We start from the raw sequence: 23,287 nt of genomic DNA on the forward strand, positions 1-23,287 counted from the left end.
TTTCACGATACATCTCCTTCCAGATCCAGCACAGGCGCTGCAGGATGCTTGACCACTGCATCAGCCGGCTTTTTCTCAAAACGCTGCGCCAGAGTGCGCAGCAATACATAGAACACAGGCGTCAGGAACAGGCCGAAGAAGGTCACGCCCAGCATGCCGGCAAACACCGCCACACCCATCGCATGACGCATTTCCGAACCGGCGCCGTGCGAGAACACCAGGGGCACCACGCCCATGATGAAGGCGATCGACGTCATCAGGATAGGACGCAGACGCAGACGGCAAGCTTCCAGCGCCGCTTGCACGATGCTGCGGCCATGGTCTTCCAGTTCACGCGCAAACTCCACGATCAGAATCGCATTCTTCGACGCCAGCCCCACCAACACGAACAGGGCGATCTGCGTAAACACGTTGTTGTCGCCACCGGTCAGCTTGACGCCGAGCAGCGCGCAAAGGATCGACATCGGCACGATCAGGATCACGGCCAGCGGCAGGGTCCAGCTTTCGTATTGGGCAGCCAGCACCAGGAAGACCAGCAGCACGCACAGCGGGAACACATAGATCATGGTGTTACCAGACAGGATGTCCTGGTAGGTCAGCTCGGTCCATTCAAACGAAATCCCTTGCGGCAGCACTTCCTTGGCGATGCGCTCCAGCGCGGCTTGCGCCTGGCCACTCGATACACCCGCTGCGGCGCCACCGTTAAAGTCGGCTGCGGCGTAGGCGTTGTAGCGCTGTACGCGGTCCGGACCATAGGTGTCTTTCACGCGCATCAAGGAGGACAGAGGAATCATCTCGCCCTTGTCGCTACGGACCTTCAGCTGCGCGATATCCTGCGCATGCGAACGGAACGACGCATCGGCTTGCACACGTACCTGATAGGTGCGGCCAAACTGGTTGAAGTCATTCACGTACAGCGAACCGAGGTTGATCTGCAAGGTCTGGTAAATCGTTTGCAGCTGCACGCCCATCTGCTTGGCTTTTACGCGGTCGACATCGGCAAACAGCTGCGGCACGTTGATCTGGTAACCCGAGAACACACCTGCCAGTTCCGGCGTCTGGTAAGCCTTGGCGGCCAGCGCCTGCGTGGCGTTATACAGCGCGTCGTAACCGAGGTTGCCACGGTCTTCGATCATCATCTTGAAGCCGCCGATGGTACCCAGGCCGTTGACCGGTGGTGGCGGGAAGACCATGATGAAGGCGTCCTGAATACCGCCCAGGCGCTTGTTGATCTCGGCCGCGATGGCGCCACCCGACAATTCCTTGGTGGTGCGCTGGTCAAACGGTTTCAGGGTCGCAAACACGATGCCCGAGTTAGGCGCATTGGTGAAGTCGTTGATCGACAAGCCAGGGAAGGCAATCGTCGATTCAACGCCAGGCACCGACTTGATCACGTCGGACATGCGGCGCACCACATCTTCGGTGCGGTCCAGCGAGGCGGCGTCAGGCAATTGCGCGAAACCGACCAGATACTGCTTGTCCTGGCCTGGCACGAAGCCGGCCGGTACAGCCTTGAAGGTGAAGATGGCAGCCACCACCAGCAGTGCGTACACGCCCAGCGAAGCGCTCTTGCGGCCCAACACACCTTTGACGCCCGCTTCATAGCGGTGCGAAGCACGGCCGAAGAAACGGTTGAACCAGGCGAAGAAGCGGCCGAAGATCTTGTCCATCACGCGGGTCAGCGCATCTTTCGGTGCATCGTGCGGTTTCAACAGCGCGGCCGACAAGGCTGGCGCCAGGGTCAGCGAGCTGAAAGCGGAGATCACGGTCGAAATCGCGATGGTCAGCGCAAACTGGCGATAGAACTCGCCCGACAGACCGGGTACGAAGGCAATCGGCACGAACACGGCGCACAGCACCAGGGCGATGGCGATAATCGGACCACTCACCTCTTTCATGGCCTGGATGGTCGCGTCGCGCGGCGACAAGCCTTCTTCGATATTACGCTCGACGTTTTCCACCACCACGATGGCGTCATCGACCACGATACCGATCGCCAGCACCAGGCCGAACAGCGACAGGGTATTGATCGAGAAACCAAAGCCCAGCATCACGGCAAACGTGCCGACGATGGAAACCGGTACGGCCAGCAGCGGGATGATGGAGGCGCGCCAGGTTTGCAGGAAGATGATCACCACCAGCACCACCAGCGCGATCGCTTCGAGCAGGGTGTGGATCACGGCTTCAATCGAGGAACGCACGAACTGGGTCGGGTCGTACTCGATGCGGTATTCCACGCCTTGCGGGAAGTCTTTTTTCAGCTCGTCCATCTTGGCACGCACATCGCTGGACAATTGCAGCGCGTTGGCGTTAGGTGCTTCGAAAATACCCATGCCGACGGCTGGATTATTGTTCAGCAGCGAACGCAGCGAGTAGCTGTTGGCGCCCATTTCCACACGCGCCACATCGCGCAGGTGCGTGACGGCGCCATCGCCATTGGTACGCACGATGATGTCGCCAAACTGCTCAGGCGTTTGCAGACGGCCCTGGGTGTTGACGGTCAGCTGGAAGTCCGCATTTTTTGCTGGCGACGCGCCGATCACACCCGCGGCGACCTGCACGTTCTGCTCGCGGATGGCGTCGACGACATCATTGGCCGTCATGCCGCGCGCAGCGACTTTTTGCGGATCGAGCCAGATGCGCATGGCGTAGTCGCCAGCACCGAAGATCTGGATATCGCCCATGCCAGGCAAGCGCGCCAGCTGGTCCTTGACGTTCAGCACCGCGTAGTTACGCAGATACATATCGTCGTAGCGCTTGTTTGGCGAGACCAGATGCACCACCATGGTCAGGTTGGGCGAAGACTTGACGGTCGTCACGCCGATCTGGCGCACTTCTTCCGGCAGGCGTGGCAAGGCGCGCTGCACACGGTTCTGCACCTGCGTCTCGGCTTGCTCGACGTTGGTGCCGATCTTGAAGGTCACGGTCAGCATCATCGCGCCATCGGAGGTATTTTGCGAAGACATATAGAGCATGTTTTCGACACCGTTGATCTGCTCTTCGAGCGGTGCTGCCACCGTCTCGGCGATCACTTTCGGGTTTGCGCCCGGATACTGCGCGCGCACCACCACCGATGGCGGCACGACGTCAGGGTATTCGGAGATGGGCAAGCCGAAAATCGACAATAGCCCCGCTACGAATATGATGATCGACAAGACCGCCGCAAAAATCGGCTTGTCGATGAAAAAGCGTGAAAAATTCATGTTTTATTCCTTGGTAGTCGATGCGGCTTTCGCTGCAATCTTGGCGTCTTTTGCTGCAGGTTTCGCGGGTGCAGCCGGTGCGGTCGGATCAAAGTCCATCGCCACCAGTTGCGGCGTCACCGCTGCGCCTGGGCGCACGCGCTGCAAGCCGTTCACGACGATTTTCTCGCCAGCCTTCAAGCCTTCGCGCACCACGCGCAAGCCATCCGAATTCGGACCCAGCTTGACGGCGCGGTATTCGGCCTTGTTGTCGGCGCCGATCACGTAGACAAATTTGCGGCTTTGGTCGGTGCCCACGGCGCGGTCGCTGATCAGCAACGCCGTGCTTTGTGCTTTCGGGCCGTTGCCGCCATCGAGCTGGACGCGTGCAAACAGGCCAGGCACCAGTTCGCGGTCGGTATTGGCGAAGGTGGCACGCATGCGCACGCTGCCGGTAGCCGGATCGAGCCGGTTGTCGACGAATTCCAGCTTGCCTTCATGCGGGAAACCCGTTTCATTGGCCAGGCCAATTTTCACGGTGACGGGGGTGCCTTTTTGCGCCGTACCGGCCACGCGCAGATAGGTGTCTTCATCGCCGTCAAAGCTGGCGTAGATGCGGTCGGTCGACACCACGGAAGTGAGGATGGCGGAAGCATCGATCAGGTTGCCGACGGTGATTTCAGCCTTGCTGACGCGGCCGCTGATAGGCGACTCGACGCGGGTATAGGACAGATTCAGCTTGGCCGCGTCATACGAGGCTTGCGCCGCGCGGGCATCGGCTTCCAGCCCTTTCATATCGGCCGCTTTTTCATCGTATTCGCGCTGGGCGATGGCTTTTTCAGCCAGCAGCTTTTCAGAGCGCGTCAACTCCAGCTTGGCCAGGCCAGCCTTGGCGCGGGCCGAGGCGGCAGCGCCTTCGGTGCGTTCCACTTCCGCCTGGTAAGGGCGCGGGTCGATGACGAACAACACCTCGCCTTTTTTCACTTCGCTGCCTGGCTTGAAGTTCACGGATGTGATGAAGCCGTTGACGCGCGAGCGGATTTCCACGCGGTCGATCGCTTCCAGGCGGCCCGAGAATTCCTGGGTTTCGGTGATCTGTTTTTCCACCACGGCAGCGGTGGACACCGGCGGGCCGCCGGCTGCTGGCGCGTCGGGCACCTTGCTGTTCGCCGAATCGCAGCCAGCCAGGCTCACGGCAACCAGTCCGGCCAGCGCGAGCGATGCGGCCAGGGGCTTGAGCAGCGTCGAAAATTGTTGAACGTTTTTCATTTTATTTCCCTGTCTTATGAAAATTTCTAATGGTATGGGCGGCAGGAAGCAACCCAGCTAAAAAAGGTACTGTTGGTGCCATGGCGCCCGACGGCGCTCGATCAAAGGTAAACAGGCCGCCTGCAGCTTAAAAGCAGACGGGGACGACGAAGCTGGCTGTGCGAGTGCACAACGCAGGCAGAAAGGGAGTTACACCAAGAACTACACTACATAGTGTAACAACCAAAACTCAAAAAGTAAACTGCTTAGTGTAATTTTTTTGTGATGCCGCGAAGATCGGCGTCATGATGCGGGCTCTTGCCCCAATCCAGCAACAAAGCTGGCAATTTCGCCCAATACATGCACTCTGCACGCGCATTCATTGCGGGCGCCCACTTCATTGAGGGGTGCGGCGGGCATGCGCCGCACGGTAGTCTTGATGCCGCAAGCGATCAGCTTGCTGCCGTATTGTTCAGCCTCATCGCGTAATGGGTCATCTTCGCTGGACAGGATGAGCGCTGGCGGCAAGTTCTTCAGCCGGCTCGACTGCAGCGGCGACGCGTACGGATGGGCACGATCAGCGGCGTTCGGCAAGTAGCCACGGTAGGCGGCGGCGCATTTATCTGCTACCTCTACCAGTTCCGGGCAAGTCGGCAAGGTGCGCATCGAGCACGACGACAAGCCGGGGTCAAGCATGGGCATGATCAAGACCTGGCCAGCGAGCGGCGGGCCGCCACGGTCGCGCGACATCATGGCGCACACGGCAGCCAGGTTGGCGCCCGCCTCGATGCCGGACACCACCATCTGCTTGCCCGTCCAACCCAGCTTGGTCTTGTTCTTTTTCGCCCACAGCAGCACCGCATGCGCGTCTTCGACAGCGGCGGGAAACGGGCGCACCTTGGCCAGGGTGTAATTCGATGCCAGCACCACGTGGTCGGGGTTGCTCAACACCAGGCAGCGCAGGAAGTCGTCAGATTCGTCGAGGTCGCCATCGACAAAACCGCCGCCGTGGAAAAATACGATCAGGCTGGACTGCTTGGCGCCAGGCACACCGGCCGTATAGAGCCGCGCAGCGAGCGGCTCTTGCGCGCCCTGCACTTGTATATCGCGTATTTTCAACGCCTGTCCAGGCGCCAATTCGGCGACCAGCGCACTGACCTGGCTCATTGCGCCACCACCGGCTGCACTGCAGCATCGACCACAGTATCATTCAGGCACAGCAGCGCGGCGCGGCCGACTTCATGGGTCAGGGCGTTATAGCCGCTGGCTTCGGATTGCGCCGCCTGCGAGTACGCGTCCGTATATACCATCGCGGACAAGGCAAGCGCACTCAGCAATATTGCGAGCACTGCAAAGCTTCCATTTCGATGACCCATGATCTTTCTCCTGATGACTGTCTGCAGACACTTCTTTATGCTGCAGTACAACAACTATAGACTTGTTCTACAATCTGATAAAGAGTGCAATGACGAATTGATTGTTCAGAATCTCGAACAATAAGGAAGAAGATGAATAAACTGCAGGCAATGGAAGTATTCATACAGGTAGTCGATGCGGGCGGCTTTACGCGCGCTGCCGAAAACATGCAGTTACCCAAGGCCACCGTCTCGACCCTGATCCAGTCGCTCGAAGCGAGCTTGTCCGTGAAACTGCTGAACCGCACCACGCGCCACGTCAGCATTACCTCGGACGGCGCCGCCTATTACGAGCGCTGCGTGCGCATCCTGTCAGATGTGCGCGAAGCGGAAGAATCGCTGTCGCGCACGCGGCTGAGCCCCAGCGGACGCTTGCGCGTAGATGCGCCCACGGCTCTGGCCAGCGAATTGCTGATCCCTGCCCTGCCCGACTTTTTTGCGCGCTACCCCGACATCGTGCTGGAACTCGGTTGCAGCGACCGCCCGGTGGACTTGATCGAAGAAGGCGTCGATTGCGCCGTGCGCGGCGGCGAACTGGGCGACTTGAACCTGATCGCCCGGCGCGTCGGCCAGCTGCATTTCATGACTTGCGCCTCGCCAGCCTATCTGGCCCAGCATGGTACGCCCACGCACCCGAATGATCTGACGGCCCACCGCGGCGTGAATTTTTTCTCGGCCAAGACGGGCAAGACCTTCGAATGGGATTTTACGCGCGACGGCGAACGTATCCAGATTGCCATGAACAGCCATATCGCGCTGAACGATTCGAACGCCTACACGGCGGCGGGACTGGCAGGGCTTGGCGTGATCCAGATGACCCACTTCATGCTGGAACCCCTGAAGCAGCAAGGCAGGATGATCGAATTGCTGGAAGACTGGCATTCGGACCCGCTACCCATCCACGTGATCTATCCACCGAACCGCCACCTGTCCGCCAAGGTGCGCGTGTTCGTCGAATGGGTCGCCGACATGTTTTCCACCCACCCGGCCACGCAGCTCAAGAACAAGCATGCACGGCCTGAACTCCCGGAGACACAGCCATGACCGCAGTTCCCGCAACACCGCACAAGATCGTCTTCCTCGACCGCGACAGCCTGATCGCCACCGTCCGCGCACCAGCATTTGCCCACGAATGGGCCGAATATCCGCACACCAAGGGCAGCGAACAGACGGTGGAACGTTTGCAAGACGCCACCATCGCCATCAGCAATAAAGTGCCGCTGCGCGCAGCCGAACTGGCGCAGTTACCGAAACTGAAAATGATCGCCGTGGCCGCCACCGGCACGGACATCATCGACCTGGCCGCCTGCCGCGAACGCGGCATTATCGTCGCCAACATCCGCGACTACGCGCGCGCCACCGTACCAGAACACACGATGGCGCTGATGCTGGCCTTGCGCCGCCAGTTAATCGCCTACCGGGCGGACGTGGAAGCGGGCCTGTGGCAGGCGTCCGAACGCTTCTGCCTGTTCGGCCACCCGATCCGCGACCTGGCCGGCAGCCGCCTGGGCTTGCTCGGTTACGGCGCGCTGGGCAAATCCGTGGCCCACCTGGCGCGCGCCTTCGGCATGGAAGTCGCCGTGCATAACCGTTCGCCCATCAACGAAGCCGATGTGCTGGAAGTGTCGAAAGAAGAATTGCTGGCCACTTCCGATATTCTCAGCCTGCACCTGCCACTGACCGACAAGACGCGCAACATCATCGGTGCGCTGGAGCTGGCCAGCATGAAGCCGACCGCCCTGCTGATCAACACGGCGCGCGGCGGCCTGGTCGATGAGGCAGCGCTGGCCCATGCCTTGCAAACCGGCGTGATCGCCGGCGCCGGCTTCGACGTCTTGAGCAAGGAGCCGCCGCCGCCCGATAACGTGCTGCTGAACCTGCGCCTGCCCAACTTTATCCTCACACCGCACACGGCCTGGGCCAGCGGCGAAGCCATGCAAAAACTGGCCGACCAGCTGATCGCCAACGTGGAAGCGTTTGCAAAAGGCACCCCGACGAATGTCGTGGGCTGAGCGCCGCCTATAATTTCTGGTTGCCCCGGTACCAATCGTTGCCGACCCGGCGCAAATCGGCCTGTTGCACCGAGCCGAGCGCACCCGACCCTGAACGGCTGGCATCGATATAGGTGATCTGGTCCATGCGCACCGTCAAGTCCTTGTTATAGACGGTGCTATGCAGCTTTACCGTACCGGCATTGTTATCGATGCTGACCAGCTTGCCCTGTTCGATGGTTGCGTTGATGGCGTTGCCATAATGGCCGTGCAGCATCAGATAAGTGCCGGGAGCGATACCGGCCAGTTCCTGGCGTATGCGCTCGGCCTGCGACAATGGCGCGCTGCTTTCGTGCTCTTCTTCCTCTTCCGTCGCGCCTGCCGCAAGTGCCTCGGCCCGGAATTGATCATATTTCTCGGGATCTTCCATACCCAGGTCTTCCAGCACCTGCCAGGCAATATCAACCTGATCCGAATATTGAACATAGGCAGGAATATTCAAGGCGCTACGCCATTTCTCATTTTTCGCCGCATAGTCCGCAAAGGTGTTGTGTTCAGCCATGATGTGTTCTCCAGTTCATCTGTTCATTAGCAAATGCCCCGCGCGGCCAACCATGCCAGCTTGCCTGGCGGGGAGCTTATCTATTGCAATCACTGTGGTATAAACCTTGCTCAGTTCAGGTATCCCGGCAATACCACCAAGTGCGGCACAATAGGGGACTATGGGAAGGTCGGCTAGCGCAGACAGGTCGCGCTGATGAAGGATTTGTTGGTCGTGCCTTGAAATGAAAACTACGCCTGATTTGAACGGTGCGCAAGCGCGCACCGCAAACAAATCAGCTTAAGCTTGCTGAAGCCGCCGCGCCTGCCAATCGCGCCGCAGCAAGCCATACAGGGCCGAGTCGCTGACCAGGCCACCGACAATCCAGCGCTCAGGCAAGAAACCTTCCTGCTTGAAACCCTGGCGCTCCAGGGCGCTGGCCGAGCCTTTGTTGAGCGGGTCGATATCGGCTTCCAGGCGGTTCAAATCGCGTTCGATGAAAGCAAATTCCAGCAATGCATCCAGCGCCTCTTGCATATAGCCTTTGCCCCAATGCTGGCGGCCCAGCACATAGCCGATCTCGGCGCGGCGGTTTTGCCGGTGCACGGAAAACAAGGTGCAATTGCCCAGGTATTCGCCGGTGGACGTCAGCTCGATGGCGAAGCGAAAAAATTCTTCCTTTTCAAACGCGGCGGCGTCTTCCGCGATCTTGGTAGCGGCGCGTTCGCGGTCCGTCCAGGGCGGTTCGCTGAAATAGCGCATGACTTCAGGGTCAGCATGGATGGCAAACAAGGCTGCTGCATCGGATGGCTGCGTCTTGCGCAGGGTCAAGCGGGCGGTGGTAATCGTCTTCGAATAAGCCATGCAATTCCTTTGGTATCAAATCGGCGACTCTTATTATTTCATTTTATTATAATGATGCGGCAAGTTTTTCCACCCATGTCTTTCAGGATACAAGCATGTCGTTTTTCAAGCGGGAGTATGAGGTCTATCTGCTGCTGGCCGGCCCCGATGCACCAGGCCTTTGGCAAGCGGAACAATGGAACCCGTTCGCCGCCAGCCTCGATCAATTGATGGTCCAGGCGCGTGGCAAGGCTGGTCTGCGCAGCCATCAATACAATCCGCAAGGCAAGCTGATTCCATTCGGCCGCCTGGGCTGGAATGCAGCATCGCACGCGAAGTGGACGCACACGCCGGCCACCACGCAGGCGCGCTTCATGAGCCTGGAAGTGTGGGCGCCGACCTGGACAAGCTGCGAAAAAGACGATCTGGCGCCCGACCTGTTTATCGCCCTGGCCAATGAAGCCTTGCTGGGATTGGTCGGCAAGGCAATGCAATTCGGGCAGCGCCTGCTGTGTGCCATCGCCACCGATCTGGGCTTAGCAGCCGCTGATGCGCTACGGCAAACGTTGACGCAACTGGGCGTGCAGCAGCAAGCACCGTGGTTTGCCCATACGCGCCGGCCGTGGGGCCGCGCCGCCTATGGTGGGTTTTCCTGCGCCATCCAGGATATGCTACTCAGTGGCCTGTTCCAGACGGGCGACCCGCACGGCCGGCCCCTCGATGCCGCGTCGTTCCGGGAGCCGTGGACACAGATCGATCTGGAAACAGCAGCCCGGCATTGACAAGCAGAGATGAGCATGGCATCGTTAGCCCATGCCATCCTCCTTGCCCCTCCTTGCATCGATTATTGCCACCATTAAACACCGGGTGGCTTAGCAGAGGAATGACATTGCAAAAGCCGCCTGCGGGGCGGCTTTGTTGCATCAGGCGTCGCGCAGGTTTTATCTCCAACAACAGAAACCAGCGAGCGACCATGCACTCCACTTCCAACCAGCCATTTTCCACACCAACACTGCACCTGGTGTGCGGCAAGATCGCCTCGGGCAAATCCACCTTGACCAGCCGCCTGGCTGCGGCGCCACAGACGGTGCGCATCAGCGAAGATACCTTGCTGGCCCAGCTTTATCCGGGCCAGATCAGCAGCCTGGCCGATTACGTGGCCCACGCAGCCCGCTTGCGGGCTGCCATGCAGCCGCTGTGCCTGCAGATGCTGCAAGCCGGCATTTCCGTGGTGCTCGATTTCCCGGCCAATACACTGGCCAGCCGCGTCTGGATGCGCGAGCTGGCTGAACAGAGCGGCATGCCGCATGTACTGCATTTTCTCGATGTGCCCGATGCAGTCTGCAAGGCGCGCTTGCGCCAGCGCAATGAAGATGGCAAGCATCCCTTCCAGACCAGCGAAGAACAATTCGACGCCATCACGCGCCACTTCGTGCCGCCGTCCGTCGAGGAAGGGTTTGTGATCGTGCGGCTGGACAGTTAAAACGTGCCCGGCAGCAGGATCTTTTTATCCACCTGCTGCAAATCGCGCAAGCCGCAAAAAGCCATCGTCAGGTCCAGCTCGTTACGGATAATGTCCAGGCATTTTGTGACGCCCTGCTCGCCCATGGCGCCCAGGCCGTACAGGAAAGGGCGGCCGATATACACGCCCTTGGCGCCCAGGGCCACGGCCTTGAGCACGTCCTGGCCCGAGCGGATGCCGCCATCCATATGCACTTCGATTTGCGAGCCGACGGCGTCGACGATGGCGGGCAAGGCTTCGATCGACGATTGCGCGCCGTCGAGCTGGCGCCCGCCATGATTGGAAACGATCAGCGCATCGGCGCCGCTGGCCACGGCCAGGCGCGCGTCTTCGGGGTCCATGATGCCCTTGATGATCAGTTTACCGCCCCAGCGCTGCTTGATCCATTCCACGTCGGCCCAGGACAGGCTCAAGTCGAACTGCTGCTGGGTCCAGGCCGACAGCGAAGACATATCGGACACCGAAGTGGCGTGGCCGACGATATTGCCGAAACCGCGCCGTTTAGTCGCCAGCATGCCCATTACCCAGCGCGGCTTGGTGGCCATATTAAGGATATTCGGGATCGTCAGTTTTGGCGGCGCCGACAAGCCGTTGCGTATATCCTTGTGGCGCTGGCCCAGCACCTGCAAGTCCAAGGTCAGCACCAGCGCGCTGCAGTTGGCCGCCTTGGCGCGGTCGATCAGGCGATTGATGAATTCGCGGTCCTTCATTACATACAGCTGGAACCAGAATGGTTTTGTGGTGTTCGCCGCCACGTCTTCGATCGAGCAGATGCTCATGGTCGACAAGGTGAACGGTACGCCGAAGCGTTCGGCCGCCCTGGCCGCCAGGATTTCACCATCGGCATGCTGCATGCCGGTCAAGCCCGTGGGCGACAAGGCCACCGGCATGGCCACCTGCTGGCCCACCATGGTCGTTGCCAGGCTGCGGTTTTCCAGGTTCACGGCTACCCGCTGGCGGAATTTGATTTTCGCGAAATCGCTATTGTTGGCGCGGTAGGTCGATTCTGTCCAGGAACCGGAATCGGCATAATCGTAAAACATGCGCGGCACCCGTTTTTGGGCCAATACACGCAAATCTTCGATGCAGGTGATCATATTCGTGCCCATGCTCATGCGTTTCCTCGGTCGATAACAAGTCAGGCCATGATCCTGCATTTGCTGGCAATTGTCTATCCGTCACCTGATTTACTCAAGCGTGACTGTGACAGGCATAAAAAAAGACAGGCGAACCTGTCTTTTTGTAGGCACAGCGCGCGCTTACTTGGCTGCTGGTGCTGGCGTTACCGGTGCGCTGGCAACCTTGGTGTCGGCGGCTTTCGCTTCGGTTTTCTTCACGCTTTTATGCGCTTTTTTCTTGGCAACCTTGGCTTCGGCGCTGGCGGCCGGGGTCGCTTCCTTGGCTTCAGTTTTCACGGCTTCCTTGCCTGGCTTGACCTGGGCTTTCATGGCCACGGGGGCGGAAGCTGCTGGGGTAGTGGCAGAAGCAGCTGGGGCTGGTGCTTGAGCGAATGCAGCGGAAGCGAACAGGCCGGCGATCAGGGTAGCGCTCAGTTTGGCAAAAACGTTTTTCATGGTGCAATCCTCAAGTTCAAGTAGTTGGTTTATCTGTCTGTGTGTGACGCGGTGTTTTGCGTGTCACTGAGCAAAAAACGCGGTGGCGGGCACGGGCGTTGACGGTCATTACAAACACTTACAATCACTGAACGATGAGGCTTGTTACCAGTCGCGCATTCCCAATATCTTCTCACCCAGCTCGCTCAGCTGCGCCTGCGGATACAGCCGCTTTTCCTGTTCCAGAGGGTCGCCCGGGAACGCATACCCTTGCGGCGCGCTGCGCTCGCGCCAGCTTTGCACGCGCCACTCGCGCAAACTCGGGTTATCTTGCTGGGCCGGCGTGAAGGAAATATATTGCGCCAGCCGCACCTGGTCGGTCGAGGTATTCGGACGGATGCCGTGCGCCAGCAAGCTGTTGAAGATCAATAGCTCACCTTTTTTCATGGCAATGAATTCCATTGGATACGGCACCGTTGCCAAATCAGGCTGCCACGGGTTGCGCTCCTTGGCAGCCTGCGCGCGCCAGGCGGCAAAGTGCTGAAACAGTTGCGGATAGCATTGAAAGCCGCCGCTCTCGGGTGTCGTATCGGACAAGGCCAGCACGCCTTGCACATTGACGGGCAGCGGATCGAGTGTCGTGTCCGCATCCCAGTGGATAAAACCGCCAAACTTGCGTTTGCCCTGGTTCGGCGTATTCAGGTTAGCGCGGTCTATCGTCACCCATAAATCTACACGGTCCCAGATATCGACAAAGGCGTCGTAGACACGCGGCGTCTGGCGGTTATCCCACAGCGTCTGGTTGTGGTAAGCCTCCACCATGCCGGAACCGTTGAGCTCCTTCATGGCGTGATCGCGCAATTGAGCGCGGTTCCAGCTGGCAGGATCGTGCTGGTCCAGTCCCTGGAATTGCCACAGAAAATCCGTGGTGCGCAGCACCTGTTCAGGCGTGACGGCATCCTTGACGATGACATAGCCATAGGTTTGCCAGTGCCGAAAATCGCTGTCGGACAACACGCGCAGCGGCAACTGCTTTTGCAGCTCGCGCAGCTGGGTTTGCTCCGTGTAGGCCACGGACGGATTACCGGGGCGCTGGTCGCCATACTTATATTGATCTTGCATCGCTGTCTCCTCTGTTGTGTGTGAGACAGATTGTGCGATGCCGGCAACCATCAAAAGACGCGCAAAGTCGCCAATACTGATACGATCCTGACTATCAATCTCTATAAAACGTCACGATGACACCGTTATTCGAGCAAGTCACGATACCGTCCGGCCATTCCTGGGGCTTGCTGTGGCGCGAACTGGAGACGATTCCCTTTATCTGGCATTACCACCCGCAGTTCGAGCTGACCCTGACGGTCAATGCGCGCGGCCAGCGCTATATCGGCGACCATCTCGGCGATTTCGAACCTGGCGACCTGGTGCTGGTGGGGCCGAACTTGCCGCATACCTGGTCGGCGCATGAGCGCCTCGATAGCGCGCAACCGATGCTGGCGGTGGTGGTGTGGTTTGCGCCCGAGTGGATTACGCAACTGGCGGCGTTTCCCGAGTTGCGAAGCTTGCGGCAACTGGCTGCGCGCGCCGGCCCTGCCTTGCATTTTTCGCCCGCAACCAGCGCCCGCTGCGCTGAACGGCTATTGCAGCTGCAAGTCTTGCCTGCGCCGCAGCGTTTGCCCTTGCTGCTCGATGTACTGCTGATGCTGGCTGAGGATGGCAAAGCGCAGGCACTGGCGTCGATGGCGCAAACAGCGATCAATATTGATAGCCAGCAAAAACGCATGGAAAAAGTGCTGGATCATATGCATACGCATTTCCGCGACGAGATTGCGCTGGAAATCCTGGCGCAGCAGGCTGCCCTGTCGCTGGGCGCCTTTCACCGCTTTTTCAAGCGCCATGCATCTTGTACGCCGGGCGCCTATCTGGCCCGGCTGCGCATAGGCCGCGCCTGCCAGCAATTGATCGAGAGTGAATTGAGCATAGCCGTGATCGCGCAGGAAGCCGGTTATCGCAACCTGGCGCATTTCAACCGCCAGTTCCTGGCGACCAAACGGGTGACACCACGGACATTTCGCCGGCAATATCGGCACGACTAGGAAATGAAGAAAAAAACGAAGAGAAAAACGAAAAAGGGGACCAGATTTTTCAATCTGATCCCCAATATTCTGGTGCGGCTGGCAGGAATTGAACCCACGACCCCTTGGTTCGTAGCCAAGTACTCTATCCAGCTGAGCTACAGCCGCAAAACCCTTACGACACTTCACCAGCCTGCATGAAGCTTGAAACTTGCATCAATCCTGGACGAATCCGGTGTTGACGATAATACTGGTGCGGCTGGCAGGAATTGAACCCACGACCCCTTGGTTCGTAGCCAAGTACTCTATCCAGCTGAGCTACAGCCGCAAAACACTTACAACGCTTCACCGACCTGCATGAAGTTTGAAACTTGCATCAATCCCGGGCGAATCCGGTCTTGATGATAATACTGGTGCGGCTGGCAGGAATTGAACCCACGACCCCTTGGTTCGTAGCCAAGTACTCTATCCAGCTGAGCTACAGCCGCAAAACTTTTACATCGCTACACACTACTACGTATAGCCAACTACTAAAACTACGCATTAAAACTTTTTACAACAAAACCAGAACATATCTGATTTTTAGAATTCTGGTGCGGCTGGCAGGAATTGAACCCACGACCCCTTGGTTCGTAGCCAAGTACTCTATCCAGCTGAGCTACAGCCGCGCAGGCAAACATTATAACGTATTCATTTCGCTTTGAAAAGTTCGATTTTTCAATCGCTTAGCTGGTTTTCACAGGGCATCGCCCTATAGTACCCCGCTACTTTTCAACACGAAAAAGCCTACGTCATTTTGCACACGATACTCTGCTTGCGCAGAGTACTTCCAGTGCATCGAGTAGTTGCTGTCTCGAAAGAAGCGGGATTATAGGCACTGCTTCCCACCGTGTCCAGTGCTATCTCTCATAGAGTGAAAACAAGCGCAAAAACAGCTTGCCTGCTTGGCGGCAATTATCCCCACAAACATGGCGGCAAGCGTGTGGTGGCCGCCAGGCGCTTGGGGCTACAATGTTTGCATCGTCAAGGCCAGGCATGGCCTGGCAAAAAACATGGCGGATTTCCATCATGACCAGACATACCATAGACATCAGCGGTCACAGGAGGCCAGATGGCCAAACATGAGCGCGAAGCAAGTCTGCCGCCCGCCTCGCCAGCGCTGAGCCTGCCGGATGAGCGCCTGGGGCATCTGCTCGAAGGCATCGCCGATGGCGTCTGCCTGCTGGACCGCGACTGGACCATACGCTACATCAATACGCACGGCGCCGACATACTGGCGCCGCAGCGCCCTGCCGGCAGCGTGCTGGCAGGCCAGTGCCTGTGGCTGGCCTGCTCCGACATGCCGGGCACTGAAATGGAAGTGCAGTACCGGCGCGCCATGGCGCAGCAGCAAAGCTGCAGCTTCGAATTGCTGTACCAGCCCCTGGGCCGCTGGCTGGAGGTACGCCTGTTTCCTTCCAGCGATGGCCTGAGTACGTATATCCAGGACATCAGCCAGCGCAAGGCGACGGAAGACAGCTTGCGCCAGAGCGAGGAAGATTTGCGCGCGCTGGCCAACTCCATCCCACAACTGGCCTGGATCGCCAGCTTCGATGGCACCATGGCCTGGTATAACCAGCGCTGGCACGATTACACCGGCACCACACCCGAGCAGATGGCTGGCGAAGGCTGGAGCACGGCTTACGAACCGCAGCGCCTGCCCGACATGCTGCAGGCATGGAAAGACGCCTTGAACAGCGGCACGCCATTCGAGATGGAATTCCCCATCCGCGGCAGCGATGGCCAGTACCGCTGGTTCCTGACGCGCGCCAATCCCGTGCGCGACCGGGGTGGCCAGCTGTTGCGCTGGTTTGGCACCAGCACCGATGTAGACCAGGTCAAGCGGGTGCAGGAAGCACTGCGCGATGAAACGCGGGTACTCGAACTGCTCAACAACACGGGCGCCACGCTGGCCGGCACGCTGGACCTGCCCGCCCTGCTGCAAGAAACGGTCGATGCGGCTACGCGTATCAGTGGCGCGCGCTTTGGCGCCTTCTATTACGGCACCAGCCGCGTGAAACAGCATCTGCACGACGGCGATGACGGCTCCGAACCGCTGCCTGCCGCGCGCGCCGTGAGCGGTATCAGCGCCGAACAGGCCAACACCATCGCCACCGACCTGCGCCAGGGCCCGGGCATGCGCCACAACGACTTGCTGGCCGCCCCCGAACAGCGCGCCGATGGCGCCCCCGCCTTGCGCAGCTGCCTGAGCCTGCCAGTGCGTTCGCGCTCGGGCCAGTTGCTGGGGCGCTTGCTGCTTGGCCATCCGCAAGCGGGCATGTTCAGCGCCCGCAGCGAACGCATCGTCGCCGCCATCGCGGCCCAGGCCGCCGTTGCGCTCGACAACACGCGCCTGTATGCAGCCGCGCACTGCGCCGCCGAAGAACGCAAGGTATTGCTCGACAGCGAACGCGAGGCGCGCGCCGAAGCAGAACGCACCAACCAGTTGAAAGACGAATTCCTGACCACCCTGTCACACGAGCTGCGCACGCCACTGTCCGCCATCCTGGGCTGGGCACAGGTGCTGCGGCGCGGCACGCGCGACCAGGCCGACCTGCACCGCGGCCTGCACAGCATCGAACGCAATGCGCGGGCGCAGGCGCAGCTGATCGAAGACTTGCTCGACATGAGCCGCATCACCTCCGACAAGGTGATGCTCGACATGCAAACCATCGTGCCGGCCACCGCGATCGCCTCAGCCATCGAAACCCTGCGCCCGGCCGCCGACGCCAAGCACATCACGCTCAATACTGTCATCGCACCCGATGCCGGCACCATCATCGGCGACCCTGGGCGGATGCAGCAAGTGATCTGGAATCTGCTGTCGAATGCGCTGAAATTCACGCCCCAGGGTGGCCAGGTGACGATCGCCGTGCGGCGCGACAGCAGCTATTTATCGATCACCGTGGCCGACAATGGCATGGGTATCGAGGCCGATTTCCTGCCCTATGTATTCGACCGCTTCCGCCAGGCCGATGCGTCAACCACGCGCAAGCATGGCGGACTGGGGCTGGGACTGGCGATCGTCAAGCACCTGGTCGAACAGCACGGCGGCACCGTCACGGCCAGCAGCGCCGGGCACATGCAGGGCGCCACCTTTACCGTGCGCCTGCCACTGAGCAGGCAGGCCGGCGCCGAACTGGCGCACAAGGATGGGCCCGCAGCCGAAACGAGCCCGTGCGACCTGTCCGGCATCAAAGTACTGCTGGTTGACGATGAAGCCGATGCGCGCGAGCTGACCGAACGTATACTGCGCGGCAGCCATGCCGAAGTCTGCAGTGCAGCCAACGCGGCGCAGGCACTGCAACTGATGAGCAGCGAACGGCCCGATGTGCTGGTGAGCGACATCGGCATGCCCGACATCGACGGCCTGGAATTGCTGGCGTTGATACGCGCACTGGGGCCAGCCCAGGGCGGCGCGCTGCCCGCACTGGCGTTGACTGCTTTTGCCCGCCCACAAGACCGCCAGCGCGCGCTCGAAGGCAGCTTCCAGGCCTATGCCTCGAAGCCACTCGACCCTTCCGCCTTGCTGGCGACGGTAGCGCAACTGGCGAAAACAGTGAAATTAGGCAAGTAAGATTGATGCAAAGAAATAAATATAACGAGTCAAAATGGCCACGAAGATGGGTTGCAGCTCCTACTTTCAGACGCGGCACTGTCCTACAAGCAACTTCCGCGAAGTTTGCTACACTAAAAAAAACACCGTTGTAGCTATACGGAAATGACGCGACATATCACGGTAATTGGCTGCAGTGGTGCGGCAGCCGCAGCGCAGCAGTACAGGCTCATCCGCTGCCGTGCGCCCTGTCTTGTTGCGAAAAGATACTATCAATCTGATATGCTGCCAGCCGAAATGACGCCGCGTCGCCAGCACTAATTTGATGCATTGACCTGAGACCACACATGCCCAGCCAAGATGAGATTTTGAAAGCCAAAATTTTGGTCGTCGACGACTCCCCCGACAATGTCGACCTGATGCTGGAAATCCTGCGCGATGCCGGCTATAGCAATGTGACGGCCACCATGCGGCCGGCCCAGGTATGTCCCTTGCACCAGGAACATTGCTACGACTTGATCCTGCTGGACCTGCAGATGCCCGAACTGAATGGCTTTGAAGTCATGAAAGGCTTGAAAGAGATCGAACACGGCGGCTATCTGCCCGTGCTGGCATTGACGGCGCAACCAAGTTTCAAGATTGCGGCGCTGGAAGCGGGCGCGCGCGACTTCATCAGCAAACCGTTCGACTTGATGGAAGTACACAAGCGCATCCACAATATGCTGGAAGTACGCTTGCTGTACAAGGAATTGGCCCAGTACAGCAAGCAGCAGCAGGAACTTGCCCTGCACGATCCACTGACGGGCCTGCCCAACCGCCGCCTGCTGGAAGACCGTATCGAACATACGCTGCAGCAATCGGCCCGCAACCGTGGCAAGTCTGCCGTCCTGTATCTGGACCTCGATGGCTTCAAGGCGATCAATGACCGCTATGGCCACGGCTATGGCGATGAAATATTGAAAATGGTCGGCGCACGCCTGGTAGGCGCCTCACGCAAGGAAGATACGGTGGCCCGTATCGGCGGCGACGAGTTCGTCATTGTGCTGGGCAACCTGGCCGGCAAGGGCGATGCGCGCGAACCAGCCGCCAAGCTGATCGAAGTCATTTCCGAACCGTATTTCATCAATGACCTGACCCTGCGCCTGTCGACCAGCATCGGCATCAGCATCTATCCTGACGACGCGGGCTCCGTCGAAGCTTTGCTCAGTTCGGCAGACACCGCCCTGTATGAGGCCAAGCGCGCCGGCAAGAACCGCTATTGCTGCACGCCCCATGAAATGATCGCCTCGCAAGCGAACAAGCAGAAGAGTGGCTTGGCCTCCATCGTCTGATCCAGCGATCAGCCAGCCGATAAAAACCGGGATACCGCGCAGCGGCTTCCCGGTTTTTTATCGATTGGAATAAAGCGTTTAGCTGCTTTTTTTAGCGGCCGTCACTTCATGCCTGCCTGCATGTTGATGATCGTCATGTGCATGGACTTTCTCAGGCGCCACTTCGATGCGCGTAATACCGGCATCGACAGAAATTGGATCGCTGGCGGGAAAGGTCATTTCAACGGCGTCATCGAGCAAGGCATCCTTGGCTTTTTCCTCGCCGCTCATGCCCTCCTCGTCCGCCAGGATGGCCAGCGCACTGGCCCATTTGACAAAGTTCAGGTTGGACAATTCGCGCACGGTGCTGACGCCAAATGCCTGTTGCAAGGCTTTCGCGTCTTTCGCGCTGACGCCGCGCAAGGCGCTGATGGGCGCGTTGACGATGTCGCGAAAACTTTTATCGGCATATTCCTGGTCAACGATGGTATCGATATTCATGGTGATTCCTTTCAGGTCGGTGGTGGGGCCGTGAGCGCATGGTTGCCACGGCAGGACAGCCCTACTATGGCAGCGACTGGCGCATAGGTATGTGCGCAGCCGTACGTAGAAACCGAGGCTTGCGATCCCCATCCGACAGGGATTAAATGATCCAAACACATTATAATTGCTCAAAAGACATATTTTTTCCATACATGCGCCTCAGGGCGAAATCCTCATGTATGATCCTCACCTTCCATCCTGTCGTATTCTTTTATTATTTACGGGGCGCCATGTCCGCACACACAGATCCGAACCAGGAAGCGCACAGGGCCGATGCGGAACGCGCCGCCGATCTCAGCGAATTGCTGGGACACATCAACACCAGCTGGGACAATGAACGGCGCGCCCTGTCGCGCCAGTTGCACGACAGCCTGGGATCGTCGCTGACGGCGCTGACCATGCATCTGTCGCTGCTGACGCAAAAGATGCCGCAGGAAGCACCGTTGCTGGACCGCGCAGCGACCATGAAACAATTGCTGTTGAATGTGATTGAAACCAATCGCCAGATGCAGATGAAGCTGTGGAACGACAAGCTGGAATTTTTGGGCGTGAATGTGGCGCTCAGCGAGCTGGCCGCGCAATTTGCCGAGCAGCACAAAATCACCGTGCGCTGCAGCCTGCCCGAAGATGAATTGATTTGCCCCCGCAACGTGGGCGTGGCCCTGCTGCGCACGCTGGAAGAAGCACTGGGCAATATCGCCGCGCATGCGCAGGCAAGCGAAGTCGACATCATCGTCGACGATGGCGACGATGGCCTGATGCTGACCATCAAGGATAACGGCATGGGCCTGCCGGCCAACAAACCCGTCGAAATGAGCAAACACGGCTTGCGTGCCGTGCGCGAGCGCGTGCATTACCTGGGCGGTAGCCTGACCTTGTCAGCCAATCCGCAAGGCGGAACCATTTTGCAGGCAGTCTTGCCGCGCATTTTGCCGAAAGAATAAATCAGACAAAGAGGACCACATGCACAGATACACCTCTATTTTGCTGGGAGCGCTAATGAGTGTGGGCAGTGTGCAGGCTGCCGAGAAAATCGTGCCGCCGCCCGATACGGTCGAGAAACTGGCCTGGCTGACGGGCTGCTGGCTGGTCGATGGCGCCGAACCGGGCACGGGAGAACAGTGGAGCACGGCAGCGGGCGGCACCATCCTGGGCGCGAGCCGTACCGTCAAGGGCGGCAAGACCACCGAGTTCGAATTCGTGCAGATCCGCATCACCGAACCAGGACAGCTGGCCTACATCGTGCAGCCATCGGGCAAGGCGCCCGTGATCTTCAACCTGTTGCGTCAGGACAAGCCCAGAGAATTCATTTTCGCCAACCTGGATAACGATTTCCCCAGCCGTATCATTTACCGCCACGACAGTGACCGCATCTTGCATGCCAGCATCACCGGCACCTTGAAAGGGAAATTCACCACCATCGATTTCCCGATGACGCGCACCCATTGCGACGCCGTGTCGAACGAACGCGCCAGATAAAAAAAAGGGGCGTTAATAACGCCCCCTCATGCCTACAGCCTGGCTCTGGCAAATGCTTAATGCAATTTGACCTGCGGGGTACTGCGCTTGATCAGGAAGCGCCCTATCGCCATCACGCCCGTGCGCACGCTGCCCAGCACCGCCTTGTGGTGCATCAGGTGCAAGCTCACATACATCATGCGCGCGATAAAACCTTCGACGAACCAGCTCAAGCCTTTGAGCGAGCCCATCAAGGTTCCCACCGAAGTGGTGCGGCCGAAGGACACCAGCGAGCCATAATCGAGATATTCATACGGCTTGGTTTGTGGCGGCTTGCCTTTCACCTGCAGCATGAAGGTCTTCAGCAGATAATCTGCCTGCTGATGCGCGGCCTGGGCGCGCGGCGGCACCAGCTTGCCATCGGCGCCGGCGCACGCGGCGCAATCGCCAAGCGCAAAGATATTCGCATGGCCCTGCACGTTGAGCATGCCCGTCACTTCCAGCTGGCCGGCGCGGTTGGTCGGCAAACCTAAGGTAGACAGGAATTCCGGCGCGCGGATGCCGGCCGCCCACACGCAGATATCGGCGGCATAGGTAGTGCCGCTGGCGATCGTGACCTTGTCCGCCTCGATCGACGTCACGCGCGTATCGGTCGCCACCGTGATGCCATGCTGGTTGAGCAGCTTCAGGGCTGCCCTGGAAACCCGCTCGGGCAGCGGCGCCAGGATGCGCGGCGCCCCTTCCAGCAGGGTGATGCGCACATCCTTGATGGCGTTCAGGTTCTGGAAGCCATAGGCCGCATACACGCCGCTCGCTTCGCGCAATTCGGCCGCCAGCTCCACGCCCGTGGCGCCGCCGCCAATGATGACGATGTCGACACCAGGATGACCGAGGTCGCCCTGGCGCTGTTCGGCCATGGCCAGCAGTTTCAGCAGGGTCAAACGGAAGCGCTCGGCATCTTCCGTGGCATTGAGGGAAATCGTGTTTTCCTTGGCACCGGGCACACCGAAGTAATTCGAGGTGCTGCCCACGGCCAGCACCAGCTGGTCGTAGCCGATATGGCGTTCCGGCAGCAGCTGCTCGTCCTTGTCGGTGGCGATGGCGCCGACCGTGATACGGTTCGCTGCCGCGTCGAGCGCAGTCAGGGGACCATACACATAGGTAAAGCCGTTATCGTGGGCCAGCATCTGGTAGGACAAGCCTTCCTGGTGAATGTCCAGGGTGCCCGCCGCCACTTCATGCAGCGACGGTTTCCAGATATGGTAAAGACGGCTGTCGACCAGGGTCACCTGGCCGGGGCCGAGTTTGCGGCTAAGTTTGCAGGCCAGCTCCAGGCCGCCTGCCCCACCGCCTACGATGAGTATTTTACTGTGCAAAGATCCTCCGTACGATTGCTATGATGAATTCTGTTACTGCCTGGTTTTTGCTTAATTCCTGCGGTCGCCGCCGCGGTCGCCGCCCCGGTCATTGCCCGGTCCACGGTCTCCCGGCCCACGGTCATTGCCAGGACGATTGCCCGGCCGGTCGCCCGGACGGTTGTCATGGCGGTCATCGGGCCGGTTGGGCCTGGCCTGTGGCGGAGGTGGCGGACGATAGCCCGGACGGCCATGGTAGCGGTCCGGATGCTGCTGGCGATAGCGCGGTATAAACTGGTCGGTATACCAACGGTCCTGAACAAAGTATACCTCTTGGTTACAGGCATTGTACACGCGGCAGTAGCGGGGCCAGTTTTGCGCGTAGCCGGGCGGCACGCGCAGGTAGATAGGACGGCCCGCATAGTGGCTGGGACGCTGGACGATCATCGGTTGCGGATAGATCAGTTCGGGCGCGGGATAGTCTCCCACATCGATACGGCCGAAAAAGCCGGGCTGGCCGATACTGAGCGATACACCTGTTTGCGCCTGGGCGCCGGCGGTGATCGCCAGCAAGGCAGCGGCAAGGGTCAGGGTTTTCATTGAGAACTCCTGTAGATGGCAGTGCGTCAATTGTAGTCCTTGTTTGAAAACAAGTC

General features: G+C 59.4%; 21 protein-coding genes and 4 tRNA genes. 9 read left to right on the forward strand and 16 right to left on the reverse strand.

Features of this window, described 5'->3' with window-relative positions; genetic code table 11:
* Window positions 1-2: 2 nt before the first annotated feature.
* The 4 genes from HDE75_RS13170 to HDE75_RS13185 form a co-directional block, all read right to left on the reverse strand.
* Window positions 3-3,203, reverse strand: a complete 3,201-nt coding sequence (locus HDE75_RS13170; RefSeq protein ID WP_183677239.1) for an efflux RND transporter permease subunit — start codon at window positions 3,201-3,203, stop codon at window positions 3-5.
* A 3-nt stretch (window positions 3,204-3,206) separates the two neighbouring features.
* Complete coding sequence (locus tag HDE75_RS13175) at window positions 3,207-4,451, reverse strand: efflux RND transporter periplasmic adaptor subunit (RefSeq protein WP_183677238.1); 1,245 nt, start codon at window positions 4,449-4,451, stop codon at window positions 3,207-3,209.
* A 282-nt stretch (window positions 4,452-4,733) separates the two neighbouring features.
* A complete protein-coding gene (locus HDE75_RS13180; protein WP_183677237.1) occupies window positions 4,734-5,597 on the reverse strand; it encodes an alpha/beta hydrolase in 864 nt (287 codons plus the stop codon).
* Window positions 5,594-5,779 carry a hypothetical protein gene (locus HDE75_RS13185; RefSeq protein ID WP_183677236.1) on the reverse strand — a complete coding sequence of 62 codons (186 nt, stop codon included), beginning with the start codon at window positions 5,777-5,779 and terminating at the stop codon, window positions 5,594-5,596. The genes HDE75_RS13180 and HDE75_RS13185 overlap by 4 nt, the downstream gene beginning before the upstream one ends.
* A 159-nt stretch (window positions 5,780-5,938) precedes the next feature.
* On the opposite strand from HDE75_RS13185, the gene HDE75_RS13190 reads away from it, so the two are divergent.
* Window positions 5,939-6,889, forward strand: coding sequence for a LysR family transcriptional regulator (locus tag HDE75_RS13190; protein WP_183677235.1), 951 nt, complete (start codon window positions 5,939-5,941; stop codon window positions 6,887-6,889).
* On the forward strand, window positions 6,886-7,857 hold the full coding sequence (locus HDE75_RS13195; protein ID WP_183677234.1) for a D-2-hydroxyacid dehydrogenase: 972 nt from the start codon (window positions 6,886-6,888) through the stop codon (window positions 7,855-7,857). Before HDE75_RS13190 ends, HDE75_RS13195 begins: the two co-directional genes overlap by 4 nt.
* Before the next feature lie 7 nt (window positions 7,858-7,864).
* Here HDE75_RS13195 and HDE75_RS13200 read toward each other — a convergent pair whose 3' ends face one another.
* Both HDE75_RS13200 and HDE75_RS13205 read right to left on the reverse strand, forming a co-directional pair.
* Window positions 7,865-8,398, reverse strand: a complete 534-nt coding sequence (locus HDE75_RS13200) for a hypothetical protein (RefSeq protein ID WP_183677233.1) — start codon at window positions 8,396-8,398, stop codon at window positions 7,865-7,867.
* Between the two features lie 279 nt (window positions 8,399-8,677).
* Window positions 8,678-9,241: a GNAT family N-acetyltransferase gene (locus tag HDE75_RS13205; RefSeq protein ID WP_183677232.1), complete on the reverse strand. Its 564-nt coding sequence runs from the start codon at window positions 9,239-9,241 to the stop codon at window positions 8,678-8,680.
* Between the two features lie 95 nt (window positions 9,242-9,336).
* Here HDE75_RS13205 and HDE75_RS13210 point away from each other — a divergent pair, with 95 nt between their 5' ends.
* Window positions 9,337-10,002 (forward strand): hypothetical protein, encoded by a 666-nt coding sequence (locus tag HDE75_RS13210; protein ID WP_183677231.1) that lies wholly within the window; start codon window positions 9,337-9,339, stop codon window positions 10,000-10,002.
* Window positions 10,003-10,193: 191 nt separating this feature from the next.
* Window positions 10,194-10,703 carry a P-loop nucleotide/nucleoside kinase family protein gene (locus HDE75_RS13215; RefSeq protein ID WP_183677230.1) on the forward strand — a complete coding sequence of 170 codons (510 nt, stop codon included), beginning with the start codon at window positions 10,194-10,196 and terminating at the stop codon, window positions 10,701-10,703.
* On the opposite strand, the gene HDE75_RS13220 is transcribed toward HDE75_RS13215, so the two are convergent.
* The 3 genes from HDE75_RS13220 to HDE75_RS13230 all read right to left on the reverse strand — a co-directional run bounded on the left by HDE75_RS13220 (window position 10,700) and on the right by HDE75_RS13230 (window position 13,417).
* On the reverse strand, window positions 10,700-11,857 hold the full coding sequence (locus tag HDE75_RS13220) for an alpha-hydroxy acid oxidase (protein ID WP_311735111.1): 1,158 nt from the start codon (window positions 11,855-11,857) through the stop codon (window positions 10,700-10,702). The two genes, HDE75_RS13215 and HDE75_RS13220, sit on opposite strands and share 4 nt — an antisense overlap.
* 144 nt (window positions 11,858-12,001) lie before the next feature.
* Window positions 12,002-12,316 (reverse strand): hypothetical protein, encoded by a 315-nt coding sequence (locus HDE75_RS13225; protein ID WP_183677229.1) that lies wholly within the window; start codon window positions 12,314-12,316, stop codon window positions 12,002-12,004.
* Window positions 12,317-12,460: 144 nt separating this feature from the next.
* Complete coding sequence (locus HDE75_RS13230; RefSeq protein WP_183677228.1) at window positions 12,461-13,417, reverse strand: phytanoyl-CoA dioxygenase family protein; 957 nt, start codon at window positions 13,415-13,417, stop codon at window positions 12,461-12,463.
* Between the two features lie 116 nt (window positions 13,418-13,533).
* Here HDE75_RS13230 and HDE75_RS13235 point away from each other — a divergent pair, with 116 nt between their 5' ends.
* The gene (locus tag HDE75_RS13235) at window positions 13,534-14,391 is read left to right on the forward strand and encodes a helix-turn-helix domain-containing protein (RefSeq protein ID WP_183677227.1); all 858 of its coding nucleotides are present in this window, start codon (window positions 13,534-13,536) and stop codon (window positions 14,389-14,391) included.
* A 70-nt stretch (window positions 14,392-14,461) separates the two neighbouring features.
* Here HDE75_RS13235 and HDE75_RS13240 read toward each other — a convergent pair.
* The 4 genes from HDE75_RS13240 to HDE75_RS13255 all read right to left on the reverse strand — a co-directional run bounded on the left by HDE75_RS13240 (window position 14,462) and on the right by HDE75_RS13255 (window position 15,038).
* Window positions 14,462-14,538, reverse strand: a tRNA-Arg gene (locus tag HDE75_RS13240).
* An 83-nt stretch (window positions 14,539-14,621) separates the two neighbouring features.
* Window positions 14,622-14,698, reverse strand: a tRNA-Arg gene (locus tag HDE75_RS13245).
* Between the two features lie 83 nt (window positions 14,699-14,781).
* Window positions 14,782-14,858: transfer RNA gene (locus tag HDE75_RS13250), tRNA-Arg, on the reverse strand.
* A 103-nt stretch (window positions 14,859-14,961) separates the two neighbouring features.
* A tRNA-Arg gene (locus tag HDE75_RS13255) sits at window positions 14,962-15,038 on the reverse strand.
* 443 nt (window positions 15,039-15,481) lie between these two features.
* On the opposite strand from HDE75_RS13255, the gene HDE75_RS13260 reads away from it, so the two are divergent.
* A complete protein-coding gene (locus HDE75_RS13260; RefSeq protein WP_183677226.1) occupies window positions 15,482-17,986 on the forward strand; it encodes a hybrid sensor histidine kinase/response regulator in 2,505 nt (834 codons plus the stop codon).
* 326 nt (window positions 17,987-18,312) lie between these two features.
* On the forward strand, window positions 18,313-19,296 hold the full coding sequence (locus HDE75_RS13265; protein ID WP_183677225.1) for a GGDEF domain-containing response regulator: 984 nt from the start codon (window positions 18,313-18,315) through the stop codon (window positions 19,294-19,296).
* Between the two features lie 78 nt (window positions 19,297-19,374).
* Here the strand turns inward: HDE75_RS13265 and HDE75_RS13270 are convergent, their stop codons facing one another.
* A complete protein-coding gene (locus tag HDE75_RS13270) occupies window positions 19,375-19,776 on the reverse strand; it encodes a hypothetical protein (RefSeq protein WP_183677224.1) in 402 nt (133 codons plus the stop codon).
* Between the two features lie 272 nt (window positions 19,777-20,048).
* Between HDE75_RS13270 and HDE75_RS13275 the strand changes: the two genes are divergently transcribed.
* Window positions 20,049-20,762, forward strand: coding sequence for a sensor histidine kinase (locus HDE75_RS13275; protein ID WP_183677223.1), 714 nt, complete (start codon window positions 20,049-20,051; stop codon window positions 20,760-20,762).
* Window positions 20,763-20,817: 55 nt separating this feature from the next.
* Window positions 20,818-21,297, forward strand: a complete 480-nt coding sequence (locus HDE75_RS13280) for a DUF6265 family protein (RefSeq protein WP_183677222.1) — start codon at window positions 20,818-20,820, stop codon at window positions 21,295-21,297.
* 56 nt (window positions 21,298-21,353) lie between these two features.
* Here HDE75_RS13280 and HDE75_RS13285 read toward each other — a convergent pair whose 3' ends face one another.
* Complete coding sequence (locus HDE75_RS13285; protein ID WP_183677221.1) at window positions 21,354-22,652, reverse strand: NAD(P)/FAD-dependent oxidoreductase; 1,299 nt, start codon at window positions 22,650-22,652, stop codon at window positions 21,354-21,356.
* Window positions 22,653-22,703: 51 nt separating this feature from the next.
* Window positions 22,704-23,231, reverse strand: coding sequence for a hypothetical protein (locus HDE75_RS13290; RefSeq protein WP_183677220.1), 528 nt, complete (start codon window positions 23,229-23,231; stop codon window positions 22,704-22,706).
* Window positions 23,232-23,287 lie beyond the last annotated feature (56 nt).

Origin of the sequence: Janthinobacterium silvisoli, assembly GCF_014200725.1 — a bacterium.
GTDB lineage: Bacteria > Pseudomonadota > Gammaproteobacteria > Burkholderiales > Burkholderiaceae_D > Janthinobacterium.